The organism is Pseudomonas fulva, from assembly GCF_023517795.1.
In the GTDB taxonomy this organism is placed as follows: Bacteria; Pseudomonadota; Gammaproteobacteria; order Pseudomonadales; family Pseudomonadaceae; genus Aquipseudomonas; species Aquipseudomonas fulva_D.
In genome coordinates this window covers 2,393,117-2,407,233 of record NZ_CP082928.1, presented here as the reverse complement: position 1 = coordinate 2,407,233, position 14,117 = coordinate 2,393,117, and the positions used below count along the sequence as shown (strand labels likewise).

The window sequence follows — 14,117 nt, the reverse complement described above, 5'->3', positions numbered from 1 at the left end:
CGCCTGAAACCCATTCCGCAAGAGCCCGAACCAGTTCGCCACGGAGCCGTAAATGCGCCAAACCCCAGTTTCCCTGCTTGCGCCCCTGCTGGTCCTGGCCTTCGGCATTGTCGCCGTGGTGCTCATCGACCAGCAGTTGGTGAGCCTACTGCCCGCCCTGGTCGGGCTGATCGTGGTTGGCGCGCTGGCCACCGTCGGCTTACGCCACAGGAGCGACGAACCCGGCACCCTCGCACAGGCACATGCCCAGGGGGCCACGCCGGCTGACACGGACGACAGCGTCGAGCAGCTCTGCGGCCAGGTGCTGCCGCTGTGGTCGCAGCACATCGAGACCGCTCGCAGCCACACCGAGGAATCCATCAGCGCCCTGAGCGAGCGCTTTGCCCAGCTCGCCACGCGCATCCAGAGCAGCCTGGGCGGCAGCACCGAACGTGAAGCGGGCAAGCGCCTGGTGGCACTGTTGTCGAGCTGCGAATACGAACTGGACATGATCATCGTCGCCCTGCGCGACGCCCTGGCCAGCAAGGAATCGCTGCTCAAGGAGATCACCCAGCTGTCCAGCTTCACCGATCAGTTGCAGGACATGGCTCAGGACGTCGCCAATATCGCCAAGCAGACCAACCTGCTGGCGCTCAACGCGGCCATCGAAGCCGCCCGCGCCGGCGAGAGCGGCCGCGGTTTCGCGGTGGTCGCCGACGAGGTGCGCAAGCTGTCGTCGATGTCGGGTGATACCGGCCAGCGCATCGGCGAAACCGTGGTGATCGTCAACGACGCCATCCACAAGACCCTGGACATCTCCCAGGAATACACCAAGACCGACACCGTCACCCTGAACAAGGCCAGCGACGTGATCGCCGGGGTGATCAGCCGCTTCAAGCAGAACGCCAGCGACATCGTCCACCACAACGATGCCATGCGCACCCAGAGCGAATCCGTCGCCCAGGACATCGCCGAGGTGCTGGTATCGCTGCAATTCCAGGATCGCATCAGCCAGACCCTCGGCCATATCGCCGCCGACCAGGACAAGCTGCATGCCCATATCCAGCATCGCACGGCGCAGCGCCAGCAGAGCCTGGCGCCGGAACCCCTGGACGCCGACCGCTGGCTCAGCGAGCTGGCCCAGACCTACACCACGCCCGAGCAGCACGGTATCCACCGCGGCGACAGCAGCAGCAAACGCACCGACTCCGACATCACGTTTTTCTGAGGTTCCCCATGAGCAAGACCGTACTCATCGTCGACGACTCCGCTTCCATCCGTCAGGTCGTCAGCATCACGCTCAAAGGGGCCGGCTATCAGGTCATCGAGGGTTGCGACGGCAAGGACGCGCTGAGCAAGCTCGACGGCCGCAAGGTGCACCTGATCATCAGTGACGTGAACATGCCGAACATGGACGGCATCACCTTCGTGAAGAACGTCAAGCAGCTGCCCGCCTACAAGTTCACCCCGGTGATCATGCTCACCACCGAGGCCGGCGAAGCGCGCAAGGAAGAAGGCCGCGCAGCGGGCGCCAAGGCGTGGGTGGTCAAGCCCTTCCAGCCGGCGCAGATGCTCACTGCCGTTTCCAAGCTGATCCTGCCATGACCGACACGCCGGCCGAGAGCCTCTACCGCATCCTGCCGCTGGAAGGTGGCCTGACCATCTACAGCGCCACCGAGCACCTGCAACTGCTGATGCAGGCGCTGGCCTGCGACGTGGAAGTGGAGCTCGACCTCGGCGCCGTCGACGAGCTGGACTGCGCCGGCCTGCAACTGCTGATCCTCACCAAGCAGGAGGCGGCGCGCATGAACTGCGCCCTGCGCCTGACCAACCACAGCCCCGCCGTGATCGAGGCCTTCGAGTTGAGCGGGCTGGGCACCTTCTTTGGCGACCCTATCCTGATCAAGCCGGCCAGCGAGTAATCACCATGAACATGGACGAAGTGCTGCAGGTGTTCATCGCCGAGAGCCAGGAACTGCTGCAGCAGATGGAAGAAGCCCTGCTGCAGCTGGAGAACGATCCCGACGACGCCGACACCATCAACGCCATCTTTCGCGCCGCCCATACCATCAAGGGCTCGGCCGGGCTGTTCGGCCTCGATGTGATCGTCGCCTTCACCCATATCGCCGAGAGCGTGCTGGACCGGGTGCGCAATGGCGAGCTGCGCTTCGACAAGGCCATGACCGCACTGTTCCTGCAGGTCGGCGACCACCTGGCACGACTGGTGGCGCTGGTCGACAGCGGCGCCGACCTGAAAGATCTCGAGGCCGATACGCAGATCGCCCACCAGCAGCTCGGTGAACAGCTGTCCCACTACCTGGAACCTGCGCCGCGCAGCGAGCCGGTACCCGCGGCAGCCCCGCGCGTCGAGCGCACCCAGGAAAACGGTGTCGGCGCCGACCACTGGCACCTGTCCCTGCGCTTCGGCCCGGACACCCTGCGCAACGGCATGGACCCCCTCGGCCTGTTCCGCTACCTGAATACCTTCGGCCACATCATCAGCATCGTTCCGCTGCTGGACCGCATTCCAGGCGCCGCCGAAATGGATCCGGAAACCTGCTACCTGGGTTTCGAGGTGGCCTTCGCCAGCGAGGCCGACAAGGCCACCATCGAGGGGGCCTTCGAGTTCGTGCGCGAAGACAGCCTGATCCGCATCCTGCCGCCCAACAGCAAGTCGGACGAATACCTGGAGCTGATCCGCGCCCTGCCCGAAGAGGACATGCGCCTGGGCGAGATCCTCATGCGCTGCGGCACCCTGACCGCCAACGAACTGCAGGAGGTCCTGCATGCCCAGGTGCAGGGCCAGGAGCGCGACGAGGCGCGGCCGATCGGCCGGGTGCTGGTCGAGGAAAGCCTGGTGCAGCCGCCGGTGATCGCCGCCGCCCTGCAGAAGCAACAGCAGATCAAGGAGAACCGCAGCAACGAGAACAGCCTGATCCGCGTCGATGCCGGCAAGCTGGACAAGCTGATCGACCTCGTCGGCGAACTGATCATCGCCGGGGCCGGGGCGCGGATGACCGCCCAGACCTGTGGCCACCCGGAAATGCTCGAAGCCACCGAGCTGCTCTCCCGGCTGGTCGAAGAGGTTCGCGATTCGGCCCTGCCGCTGCGCATGGTGCAGATCGGCAGCACCTTCAACCGCTTCCAGCGCGTCGTGCGTGACGTCTCCGGCGAGCTGGGCAAGGATATCGCCCTGTCCATCAGCGGGGCCGACACCGAACTGGACAAGACGGTCGTCGAACGCATCACCGACCCGCTTACCCACCTGGTGCGCAACGCCATGGATCATGGCATCGAGTCGGTGGAAACCCGCCTGGCCCGCGGCAAGCCCGCCCAGGGCAAGGTGTCGCTCAACGCCTATCACGATGCCGGCAGCATCGTGCTGGAAGTCAGCGACGACGGCGGTGGCCTCGATGCCCAGCGGATTCTCGCCAAGGCCCGCGAGCGCGGCCTGGTCGGTGACGGGCAGACGCTGGCGGAGAAAGACATCTTCGCGCTGATCTTCGAGCCCGGTTTCTCCACCGCCGAGCAGGTCAGCAACCTGTCCGGCCGTGGCGTCGGCATGGACGTGGTCAAGCGCAACATCACCGCCCTGCGCGGCACCATCGAACTGGACAGCACCCTGGGCCAGGGCACGCGCATCCGCATTCGCCTGCCGCTGACCCTGGCGATCATCGATGGCTTCCTGGTCAGTGTCGGCCAGGCCGGTTACGTGATTCCCCTGGAACTGGTGGAAGAATGCATCGAGCTGCCCGCCGGCACCGCGTTCAGGCGCGGCCACCTGGAACTGCGTGGGCAGATGCTGCCCATCGTGCGCCTGCGTGACCTGTTCGAGGAAGCAAGCCAGCCGCCGCGCCGTGAAAGCGTGGTGGTGGTACGCCATGCCGGGCTGCGCGCCGGGCTGGTGGTCGATCACCTGGCCGGCGAATTCCAGACGGTGATCAAGCCCTTGGGCAAGGTATTCGAAGCCTGCCAGGGGCTCGGCGGCTTCACCATTCTGGGTGACGGCAATGTGGCCCTGATCCTCGACATCCCCAGCCTGCTGACCCAGCTGACCAGCGCCTCGGAAACGGCACGTGCCGAGAGACTTGAAGCATGAACACGCTCGCCAACGCCAGCCGTGAACCGGCCCAGCAGTACCTGACCTTCGTGCTGGGCGACGAGCACTACGCCGTCGATACCCTGCACGTGCGGGAAATTCTCGAATGCACCCGCTTCACCCCGGTACCACGCATGCCGGCAGCGGTCCGCGGTGCGACCAATCTGCGCGGCTCCGTGGTGCCGGTGATCGACCTGCAGGCGCGCTTCAACGGCCAGCTGACGCCGTTGGGCAAGCGCACCTGCATCGTGATTCTCGACATGCCGGACGAGCAACGCCCGCAGCCCATCGGCGTGCTGGTGGATGCCGTCAGCGCGGTGCGGGAGATCCACCCGGCGCAGATTCAGCCGGCGCCGTCCTTCGGCAGTCATTTGCGTAGCGATTTCATCGCCGGTGTCGTGCGTCTGGAGGAACGCTTCGTCACCTTGCTGGCTCTCGCCCAGGTACTCGATCTAGAAGCACTCGGCAGCCCGCCGAATACAGAAAGCGACTGAGCCGACGGGCTTGACCTCATTAGCGACCTCCACTCGAAAGGATTTGCACCATGCTCAGTAACTTCAAGATCGGTACCCGGCTCATCGTCGCCTTCATCCTGGTCGCCGGAATCAGCGCCATCGTCGGCCTGGTCGGCCTGTCCAACACCTCGACCATGAACGACCTGGCCGACAAGATGTATGCCCGGGAGCTGATCGGGCTGTCGAAGATCAAGGACGCCAACCTCAACCTGATCTACATCGGTCGGGCGCGTGCCAACTACCTGCTGGCGACCACCCAGCAGGACCGTGAGCGGATTCGCAACGAAATCACCAACTACAGCGAAACCGCGCGCACGCTCATCGACGAAGCCCGCAAGCTGTTTTCCAGCGATCGCGCCATGGAGCTGTTCCGCGAGTCCGATGCGGTATGGAAGGACTATCAGGACAGCCTGACGCAAACGCTGCGAAGCGCGGCGGCTCAGGATCTGTATGCCGCGGATCCGGAACTGCAGCGTCAGCTGACCGAGACCCGCGCCCATGGCGACAAGATCGGGGAAATCTTCGCCGAGCTGTCGAAGATCAAGGAGGCCAACGCAAGCGAGGCCAACGACCAGACCACCGAGCTGTACAGCTCCAGCCGCACCATCATGATCGCCGTGATCATCGGCGGTGTGCTGTTCGGCGTGCTTCTCGGCTTCCTGATCAGCCGCAGCATCACCCGCCCGCTGGGCCGCGCCGTCGACGCGGCGAACCTGCTGGCCGAAGGTGACCTGCGCGTCAACCTGGAGAGCAAGGCGCGCGACGAAACCGGCCAGTTGCTCAATGCCATGAGCAACATGAGCGCCAAGCTGGCGCAGATCATCGCCGAGGTACGCAGCTCCGCCGATTCGCTGTCCAGCGCCTCCGAGGAAATTTCCTCCACCGCCCAGAGCATGAGCCAGGCCGCCTCCGAGCAGGCCGCTTCGGTCGAGGAGACCAGCGCCTCGATGGAAGAGATGTCCGCTTCCATCGCGCAGAACACCGAGAACGCCCGGGTCACCGACGGCATGGCCAGCAAGGCCGCCAACGAGGCCGGTGAAGGCGGCCAGGCGGTGAAAGACACCGTGCGCGCGATGAAGACCATCGCCGACAAGATCGGCATCGTCGACGACATCGCCTACCAGACCAACCTGCTGGCCCTCAACGCCGCCATCGAAGCGGCCCGTGCCGGCGAGCACGGCAAGGGGTTCGCCGTGGTCGCGGCGGAAGTGCGCAAGCTGGCCGAACGCAGCCAGGTGGCCGCCCAGGAGATCGGCGAAGTGGCGAAGAGCAGCGTGGCCCTGGCCGAACGCGCCGGCACCCTGCTCGACGAGATCGTGCCGTCCATCGCCAAGACCTCCGACCTAGTACAGGAAATCGCCGCCGCCTCCGACGAGCAGAGCAGTGGCGTCGGCCAGATCAGCACGGCCATGAACCAGCTCAGCGAGCTGACCCAGCAGAACGCCTCGGCGTCCGAGGAGCTGGCCGCCACCGCCGAAGAAATGAGCGGCCAGGCCGAGCAGCTGCAACAGCTGATGGACTTCTTCCGCCTCACGGCTGCGGGCGAGCGCATCACCGTCGCCAACCCGCCGCGCAATCGCCCGCAGCCCCCGCGCGGCAATGGCCCGATGCGCCAGCCGCGTGACGATGACGGTCATCCCGGCGGCCTGCCCGCCGGCTACGTGCGCTTCCAGGAGTAGCCCATGAGTGAACCACGGCTGCTCGACAACGCCACGGCGGAGTCGGGCCAGTACCTGACCTTCACCCTGGCCCACGAGCTGTTCGCGGTGGAGATCCGCGCCGTGCGCGAAATCATCGGCTACGGCCGGCTGACCACGGTGCCGATGATGCCGCCGAGCATTCTCGGCGTGATCAACCTGCGCGGCGCCGTGGTGCCGGTGGTGGACCTTGGCCAACGCTTCGGCGGGCAAGCAACCGCCATCGGCCCACGCACCTGCATCGTGATCTTGGAGATCGCCGGGCCAGGCCATACCCAGGTGATCGGCATCGTCGTCGATGCGGTCAATGAAGTGCGCGAGCTGGGCGCCGAGCATATCGAGCCGACGCCTGCCTTTGGCGGCAGCATTCGCGCCGACTTCATTCGTGGCATGGGCAAGCTCGATGACCGCCTGGTGGTGATGCTGGATATCGGCCGGGTGATCTCCGCCGAGGAATACGTCGCGCTGAATCAGGCGCAGCAACAGGGTGCCGGTCACTGACATGTCGAACCAAGCCACGCTCTCGGATACCGAGTTCAGCCAGTTCCGCCAGTTGATCCACGATATCGCCGGCATTCACCTGTCCGATACCAAGAAGACCCTGGTGGCCGGCCGCCTCAACAAGCGCCTGCGCGCACTGGCCATGGCCACCTATGGCGAATACTTCCGCCTGGTCGGCAAGGACAAGGCGGAGCTGCAGACCTGCGTGGACCTGCTCACCACCAACGAAACCTACTTCTTCCGCGAGCCCAAGCACTTCGACTTCCTGCGCGAGCTGCTGCAGAGGCCCGGCGCGATTCCCAGCGGCCGCCCCCTGCGCATCTGGAGCGGCGCCTGCTCCAGCGGCGAAGAGCCCTACACCCTGGCCCTGCTGCTGGCCGAACGCCTGGGCGAGCGCCCCTGGGAGATCCTCGCCTCGGACATCAGCCAGCGCATCCTCACCCAGGCGCGCAACGGCGTGTACGACCTCGAGGACGGCCAGAACATCCCCCGCCATCTGCTGGTCAAGCACTGCCTGCGCGGCGTCGACGACAACCAGGGGCGGATGATGATCGCCCCGTCCCTGCGCCAGCGGGTGCGCTTCGCCCAGATCAACCTCAACAACGCGCTGCCGGATGTAGGGCTGTTCGACGTGATCTTCCTGCGCAACGTGATGATCTACTTCGACGCCGAGACCAAGCGCCAGGTGGTCGCACGGCTGCTCAGCCACCTGCGCCCGGGCGGCCATTTCATCATCAGCCACTCGGAGAGCCTGAACGGCGTCAACGACACCCTCAAGGTCATAAAACCCTCGATCTACCAGAAGCCAAATGCCTAAACGCCCTGCTATCACCGAGGTTTATCTGCAACCCGGCGGTTACCACTTCGGCGGGCTCTACACCCGCGTGCGCACCTTGCTCGGCTCCTGCGTGTCGATCGTGCTCTGGCATCCCCAGGCACGCCTGGGCGGCATGTGCCATTTCATCCTGCCCACCCGTGGCCGCCCCAGCGCCCAGAGCGACGGGCGTTATGGCGACGAGGTGATGAGCCTTTTGTGCGATGCGATCAGCCAGAGCGGCACAGCGCTGGGCGACTACCAGGCGCGGATCTTCGGTGGCGCCCACATGTTCGCCGAGCTGGCCCACTCCCGGCGCCAGCATGTGGGCCAGCACAACGTCGCCATGGCCCGCCGCCTGCTGGCCGAGCGCAACCTCGCCTGTTACGGCGAGCATGTCGGCGGTACCCGCCACCGCAATCTCATCTTTGATATCTGGAGCGGCCAGGTCGCCCTGAAGCAAAGCCTGCCACTCAACGCCCCCGGGCTCCGCGCTGGACAGCATTGGAAATGAAAAGCATAAAAGTCATGATCGTCGACGACTCGGCCGTGGTGCGCCAGGTGCTCTCCCAGGTGCTGGCGGCCGACCCGGCGATCGAAGTCATCGGCACCGCCGCCGACCCGTTGTTCGCCCTCGACAAGATGCAACGTCAATGGCCCGACGTGATCGTGCTCGACGTCGAGATGCCGCGCATGGACGGCATCACCTTTCTGCGCAAACTGATGGCCGAACACCCCACCCCCGTGGTGATCTGCTCGACGCTCACCGAAAAGGGCGCCACCACCACCATGCAGGCGCTGTCGGCAGGGGCGGTGAGCATCGTCACCAAACCCCAGGCCAGCCTCAGCAAATTCCTGGTCGACGCCAGCGATGACCTGGTCAATGCGGTCAAGGCGGCGGCCCGCGCCAACGTGCGACGCCTGGCCAACAAGGCGGTGCCCGCCGCGCCCCAGGCCAAGCTCAGCGCCGACGCCATCCTGCCGCCCGCCAGTGGTGCCATGGCGCGCACCACCGAGCGCATCGTCGCCATCGGCACCTCCACCGGCGGCACCCAGGCGCTGGAATACATCCTCACCCGCCTGCCACGGGTGTGCCCGGCGCTGGTGATCGTCCAGCACATGCCCGAGCGCTTCACCGCCGCCTTCGCCGAGCGCCTCAACGGCCTGTGCGAACTGGAGGTGCTGGAGGCGCGCCATGGTGACCGCGTGGTGCCCGGTCGCGCCCTGATCGCCCCGGGCGGCCGCCACCTGCTGCTCAAGCGCAGCGGCGCCCAGTACGTGGTCGATGTGGTCGACGGCCCGCCGGTCAGCCGCCACAGGCCCTCGGTGGACGTGCTGTTTCGCTCCACCGCCCGCGCCGCCGGGGCCAACGCCACCGGCATCATCATGACCGGCATGGGTGACGACGGCGCCCGTGGCCTGCGCGAAATGTTCGAGGCCGGCGCCCTGACCCTCGGCCAGGACGAGGCCAGCTGCGTGGTCTACGGCATGCCCAAGGAAGCCATGAAGCTTGGCGCGGTCAGCCGGGAAATCCCCCTGGAGCAGATCCCGGCCGCCATTCTGCGCGGTTAGCGCGCTCGCAACTGCGGGACGGCTGGCAGCCGCCAGCCTTTCCTCCCCCGCCCGGTGCGGCGTAGAATCGGGGCATTTCCCGCCAGCCACCCTTCGGCGGGCCTGTGAGCCCGGGCAGGCAGACGGAGATCCCGTCGTGCGCCATGCCACCTTGCTTCGCGGTCATCTGCCGCTGATCCGCTCACCCCTCTATCAATGCCTACCTGATTAGCCGCAGGAATCCGTCATGCCTGATTACCGCTCGAAGACCTCCACCCACGGCCGCAACATGGCCGGCGCCCGTGCCCTGTGGCGCGCCACCGGGATGAAGGACGAAGACTTCAAGAAACCGATCATCGCCATCGCCAACTCCTTCACCCAGTTCGTGCCCGGCCACGTCCACCTCAAGGACCTGGGCCAGCTGGTCGCCCGCGAGATCGAGAAGGCCGGTGGCGTGGCCAAGGAATTCAACACCATCGCCGTCGACGACGGCATCGCCATGGGCCACGACGGCATGCTCTATTCGCTGCCGAGCCGCGAGATCATCGCCGACTCCGTGGAGTACATGGTCAACGCCCACTGCGCCGACGCCATCGTCTGCATCTCCAACTGCGACAAGATCACCCCCGGCATGCTGATGGCCGCCCTGCGCCTGAACATCCCAGTGATCTTCGTTTCCGGCGGGCCGATGGAAGCCGGCAAGACCAAGCTGGCCAGCCACGGCCTGGACCTGGTCGACGCCATGGTGATCGCCGCCGACTCGACCGCCTCGGACGAGAAAGTCGCCGAATACGAGCGCAGCGCCTGCCCGACCTGCGGCAGCTGCTCCGGCATGTTCACCGCCAACTCGATGAACTGCCTGACCGAAGCCCTGGGCCTGGCCCTGCCGGGCAACGGCTCGACCCTGGCCACCCACAGCGACCGCGAGCAGCTGTTCCTCAAGGCCGGGCGCACCATCGTCGAGCTGTGCAAGCGCTACTACGGCGAAGGCGACGACTCGGTGCTGCCGCGCAACATCGCCAACTTCAAGGCGTTCGAGAACGCCATGATGCTGGACATCGCCATGGGCGGCTCGACCAACACCATCCTGCACCTGCTGGCGGCCGCCCAGGAAGCCGAGGTGGACTTCGACCTGCGCGACATCGATCGCCTGTCGCGCCTGGTGCCGCAGCTGTGCAAGGTGGCGCCGAACATCCAGAAGTACCACATGGAAGACGTGCACCGTGCCGGCGGCATCTTCTCCATCCTCGGCTCCCTGGCCCGCGGCGGCCTGCTGCACACCGACCTGCCGACCGTACACAGCAAATCCATGGCCGAAGCCATCGCCAAGTGGGACATCACCCAGACCGATGACGAAGCCGTGCACCACTTCTTCAAGGCCGGCCCGGCGGGCATCCCCACCCAGACCGCGTTCAGCCAGTCGACCCGTTGGGAAACCCTGGACGACGACCGCGAGAACGGCTGCATCCGCAGCGTCGAGCACGCCTACTCGAAAGAAGGCGGCCTGGCCGTGCTGTACGGCAACATCGCCCTCGATGGCTGCGTGGTGAAGACCGCCGGCGTCGACGAGTCGATCCACGTGTTCGAGGGTAACGCCAAGATCTTCGAAAGCCAGGACAGCGCGGTGCGCGGCATCCTCAATGACGAGGTGAAGGAAGGCGACATCGTCATCATCCGCTACGAAGGCCCGAAAGGCGGCCCGGGCATGCAGGAAATGCTCTACCCGACCTCCTACCTGAAATCCAAGGGCCTGGGCAAAGCCTGCGCCCTGCTCACCGACGGCCGCTTCTCCGGCGGCACCTCGGGCCTGTCCATCGGCCACGCCTCGCCGGAGGCCGCTGCTGGCGGCGCCATCGGCCTGGTCAAGGATGGCGACAAGGTGCTGATCGACATCCCCAACCGCTCGATCAACCTGCTGGTCAGCGACGAGGAAATCGCCCATCGCCGCCACGAGCAGGACAAGAAGGGCTGGAAACCGGCCGAGCAACGCCCCCGCAAGGTGACCACCGCCCTCAAGGCCTACGCCCTGCTCGCCACCAGCGCCGACAAGGGCGCCGTGCGCAACAAGGCGCTGCTGGACGGTTGATCCCGTCACGCTGTAACGGAAACCCGGCCTTGTGCCGGGTTTTCTGTTTTTGGCAACGCCCCGGGTGTCGCTTCGCTCGACCGGGCCCACGGTTTACGGAACGCATCGCGGGCGAGCCTGCTCCTAGAAAGACCATGCAGGAGAACCCATGAAGATTGGCCTGATCGCCGATACCCACGGCCTGTTGCGGCCCCAGGCGCTGGCGGCGCTGCAGGGTGTCGATCATCTGATCCACGCCGGCGATATCGGCGGGCCGCAGATCCTAGCCGAGCTCGAACGCATCGCGCCCCTGTCGGTGGTGCGCGGCAACAACGATGGCGACGCCTGGGCCGATGCCATCCCCGAGCGCCTGACGCTGCGCTTCGGTGCGGTCAGCCTGTACGTGCTGCATGACCTCAAAGGGCTGGATATCGACCCCAGGGCCGCGGGCCTCGACGTGGTGATCGCCGGGCATTCGCACAAACCGCTGCATGAAGAACGCGATGGCGTGCTTTATCTCAACCCCGGCAGCGCCGGCCCGCGGCGGTTCAAGTTGCCGATTGGGGTGGCCATTCTGCATATCGATGGGGATGGGGTGCGGGCGGAGATGATTGGGTTGGAGGTTTGATGGTGATTGCATGCAATACCTGTGGGAGCGCGCCATGCGCGCGAAAAATCGCGGGCATGGACTAGGCGTCCCCGCCCGCTCCACAGGATGTAGACCGGGCGCCTACTCCCACCATTCAGACATCGCGCCAGCGACCACCTTGAAAAACCCACCCCACGAGGCCATCTACTGGCCCCATGACTGTTCGAATCGTCCACTCACCTGATGGAGACGCCCCATGACCCTCGATGAACTCAATACCCTGCCCGGCGTGACCGGCAAGCCTGACGTCGCCACGGCGGACTTCGTCTACAACCACACCATGATCCGCGTGAAGGATCTCGAGAAGTCCCTGGACTTCTACACCCGCGTGCTGGGCTTCACCCTGCTGGAAAAGAAGGATTTCCCGGATGCCGAATTCAGCCTGTACTTCCTGGCGCTGATCGCTGACAAATCGCAGATCCCGGCTGACCCGGACGCGCGTCACCAATGGCGCAAATCCATTCCCGGCGTGCTGGAACTGACCTACAACCATGGCACCGAGAAGGACCCCGAATTCTCGTACCACAGCGGCAACAGCGACCCGCGCGGCTTCGGTCACCTGTGCGTCGCGGTACCGGACATCAAGGCCGCCTGCCAGCGCTTCGAAGACCTCGGCGTGGAGTTCCAGAAGCGCCTGACCGACGGGCGCATGCGCAACATCGCCTTTATCAAGGACCCGGATGGCTACTGGGTGGAAATCATCCAGTTCACCGACGTGGACTGATGAATACGGCGCCCCAGCCCGGGGCGCCCATTTCTATCGGCGCTCGACCTTGTTGTCGATGCCGCTCATCTGCACCTCAGGCTCGTCGCCGCGCCAGCGCACCTGCTGATCCGAACCGCTGACATCCAGCTTGACCAGCCCCTCGAACTGCAGGTCCAGCACCTGATCGGCGCCCGTGACCTCGACCAGCGCCGGCTGCTCGCCGCCCGCAACGGTCGTACGCACCTGATTGTCCGTGGTGTCGACACTCAGCGCATTGACGCGCTCGGCGGCCACCTCGTGCTCGGCCCCGGCAACGCTCAACGACTTGGCCGTATCCAACGTCACCTTGTGTTCCGAGCCGGCAATCTCCACCGCGCCACAATCACCCTTGAGGTGAATCACGTTGGCGTTGCCGGAAATATTCACGTCCTGGCCCTTGCACGATACGTCGCGCGACAGGCCAATCCCCTCGATATTCAGCGACTCGGCGTGCGCCAGGCTCGCCAGCGCCATAGCGGCCAACAGGCCGCCCAGCTTTTGCATCCTGTTCATCGGCAAATCCCTCTCTTGGTGACGGCCCCGGGCAGATCGCGGGGCCGATGCTATGACCGACGCCCGCCGGCGATGGTTCTCGCCTGCCGGCGGTTCACTGCACGATTTGCAACTCACTTCGCAACCAGCCGGCCAACCGCTCGGCGCGCCCGCCGCTGCGCCGCTGCGGTACCCACAGGGCCAGGCGTGCTTCGGTCTCGACGAAACCCCAGGGCGCGACCAGCCGCCCCGCCTTCAGGTCATCGGCCACCAGTTGCAGCGGCGCGATGGCCACGCCGAGGCCGGCCCCCGCCGCTTCGAGCAGGTAGTAGAGGTGCTCGAAGCCCTGGCCCAGACCCATGGCGGACGGATCGAGGCCCATCGCTGCCAGCCATTGCGGCCAGGCCTGGGGCCGTGAAGTGGTGTGCAACAGCGCTTCGTGCAGCAACGCGGCCGGCGCGGCGGCGCTCAGCTCGGCAAAGCGTGGATGCTGCGGGCTGATCACTGGGCCGATGGATTCGTGCGCCAGTTCGAAGACCTGCATGTCGGCCGGCCAGGGCGGCTCGGCATACAGCAGCGTGGCATCCACCTGGGGGCTGCGCGGGTCCAGTTCGCCCTGGCTGGTGGACAACTGCAGGCGCAGATCCGGCAAGGCCCCGTTGAGCCGATCCAGGCGCGGAATGAACCAGCGCGCCAGCAGGCTGCCCGGGCAGCCGAGCACGAACGGCGTATCGACCTCGCGCTGGCGCAGCTCGCCGCACACCTGGCGCAGCCGGGCGAAGCTTTCACCACTCACGTCTCGCAGGCGCATACCGGCGTCGGTCAGCTTCAGGCCACGCCCGTCCTTGCTGAACAGCGCCACGCCCAACTGCTCCTCCAGGGTGCGGATCTGCCGGCTCACCGCGCCGTGGGTGACGTGCAGCTCGACGGCCGCACGGCTGACGCTGCCCAGTCTTGCGGCCGCCTCGAAGGCATGCAGGGCATTGAGCGACGGCAGCTGCTGGGCCATC

The 14,117-nt window shown here is 65.9% G+C and carries 15 protein-coding genes; 13 read left to right on the top strand and 2 right to left on the bottom strand.

Annotated elements, in window-relative coordinates:
• Nucleotides 1–52 precede the first annotated feature (52 nt).
• The 13 genes from K8U54_RS10775 (at nucleotide 53) to gloA (ending at nucleotide 12,594) form a co-directional block, all read left to right on the top strand.
• Nucleotides 53–1,207: a methyl-accepting chemotaxis protein gene (locus K8U54_RS10775; RefSeq protein ID WP_249910122.1), complete on the top strand. Its 1,155-nt coding sequence runs from the start codon at nucleotides 53–55 to the stop codon at nucleotides 1,205–1,207.
• An 8-nt stretch (nucleotides 1,208–1,215) separates the two neighbouring features.
• On the top strand, nucleotides 1,216–1,584 hold the full coding sequence (locus K8U54_RS10770; RefSeq protein ID WP_070884736.1) for a response regulator: 369 nt from the start codon (nucleotides 1,216–1,218) through the stop codon (nucleotides 1,582–1,584).
• A complete protein-coding gene (locus K8U54_RS10765; RefSeq protein ID WP_249910121.1) occupies nucleotides 1,581–1,901 on the top strand; it encodes an STAS domain-containing protein in 321 nt (106 codons plus the stop codon). The genes K8U54_RS10770 and K8U54_RS10765 overlap by 4 nt, the downstream gene beginning before the upstream one ends.
• Before the next feature lie 5 nt (nucleotides 1,902–1,906).
• Nucleotides 1,907–4,078 carry a chemotaxis protein CheA gene (locus K8U54_RS10760; RefSeq protein WP_249910120.1) on the top strand — a complete coding sequence of 724 codons (2,172 nt, stop codon included), beginning with the start codon at nucleotides 1,907–1,909 and terminating at the stop codon, nucleotides 4,076–4,078.
• On the top strand, nucleotides 4,075–4,572 hold the full coding sequence (locus K8U54_RS10755; RefSeq protein WP_249910119.1) for a chemotaxis protein CheW: 498 nt from the start codon (nucleotides 4,075–4,077) through the stop codon (nucleotides 4,570–4,572). The genes K8U54_RS10760 and K8U54_RS10755 overlap by 4 nt, the downstream gene beginning before the upstream one ends.
• Nucleotides 4,573–4,622: 50 nt before the next feature.
• Nucleotides 4,623–6,272 (top strand): methyl-accepting chemotaxis protein, encoded by a 1,650-nt coding sequence (locus K8U54_RS10750; RefSeq protein WP_249910118.1) that lies wholly within the window; start codon nucleotides 4,623–4,625, stop codon nucleotides 6,270–6,272.
• A gap of 3 nt (nucleotides 6,273–6,275) precedes the next feature.
• The gene (locus tag K8U54_RS10745; protein WP_249910117.1) at nucleotides 6,276–6,791 is read left to right on the top strand and encodes a chemotaxis protein CheW; all 516 of its coding nucleotides are present in this window, start codon (nucleotides 6,276–6,278) and stop codon (nucleotides 6,789–6,791) included.
• A gap of 1 nt (nucleotide 6,792) precedes the next feature.
• Nucleotides 6,793–7,608 carry a CheR family methyltransferase gene (locus K8U54_RS10740; RefSeq protein ID WP_249910116.1) on the top strand — a complete coding sequence of 272 codons (816 nt, stop codon included), beginning with the start codon at nucleotides 6,793–6,795 and terminating at the stop codon, nucleotides 7,606–7,608.
• On the top strand, nucleotides 7,601–8,119 hold the full coding sequence (locus K8U54_RS10735) for a chemotaxis protein CheD (RefSeq protein ID WP_249910115.1): 519 nt from the start codon (nucleotides 7,601–7,603) through the stop codon (nucleotides 8,117–8,119). The genes K8U54_RS10740 and K8U54_RS10735 overlap by 8 nt, the downstream gene beginning before the upstream one ends.
• Entirely contained in the window at nucleotides 8,116–9,177 is a 1,062-nt protein-coding gene (locus tag K8U54_RS10730) for a protein-glutamate methylesterase/protein-glutamine glutaminase (protein WP_249910114.1), read from the top strand. The genes K8U54_RS10735 and K8U54_RS10730 overlap by 4 nt, the downstream gene beginning before the upstream one ends.
• Before the next feature lie 226 nt (nucleotides 9,178–9,403).
• Entirely contained in the window at nucleotides 9,404–11,242 is a 1,839-nt protein-coding gene (ilvD, locus tag K8U54_RS10725; RefSeq protein ID WP_249910113.1) for a dihydroxy-acid dehydratase, read from the top strand.
• 148 nt (nucleotides 11,243–11,390) lie between these two features.
• Nucleotides 11,391–11,849, top strand: a complete 459-nt coding sequence (locus K8U54_RS10720; protein ID WP_249910112.1) for a metallophosphoesterase family protein — start codon at nucleotides 11,391–11,393, stop codon at nucleotides 11,847–11,849.
• 217 nt (nucleotides 11,850–12,066) lie between these two features.
• Entirely contained in the window at nucleotides 12,067–12,594 is a 528-nt protein-coding gene (gene gloA / locus K8U54_RS10715) for a lactoylglutathione lyase (protein ID WP_249910111.1), read from the top strand.
• A gap of 33 nt (nucleotides 12,595–12,627) precedes the next feature.
• On the opposite strand, the gene K8U54_RS10710 is transcribed toward gloA, so the two are convergent.
• The gene (locus K8U54_RS10710; protein ID WP_249910110.1) at nucleotides 12,628–13,128 is read right to left on the bottom strand and encodes a DUF3060 domain-containing protein; all 501 of its coding nucleotides are present in this window, start codon (nucleotides 13,126–13,128) and stop codon (nucleotides 12,628–12,630) included.
• Between the two features lie 94 nt (nucleotides 13,129–13,222).
• Nucleotides 13,223–14,116, bottom strand: a complete 894-nt coding sequence (locus tag K8U54_RS10705) for a LysR family transcriptional regulator (RefSeq protein WP_249910109.1) — start codon at nucleotides 14,114–14,116, stop codon at nucleotides 13,223–13,225.
• Nucleotide 14,117: the final 1 nt, after the last annotated feature.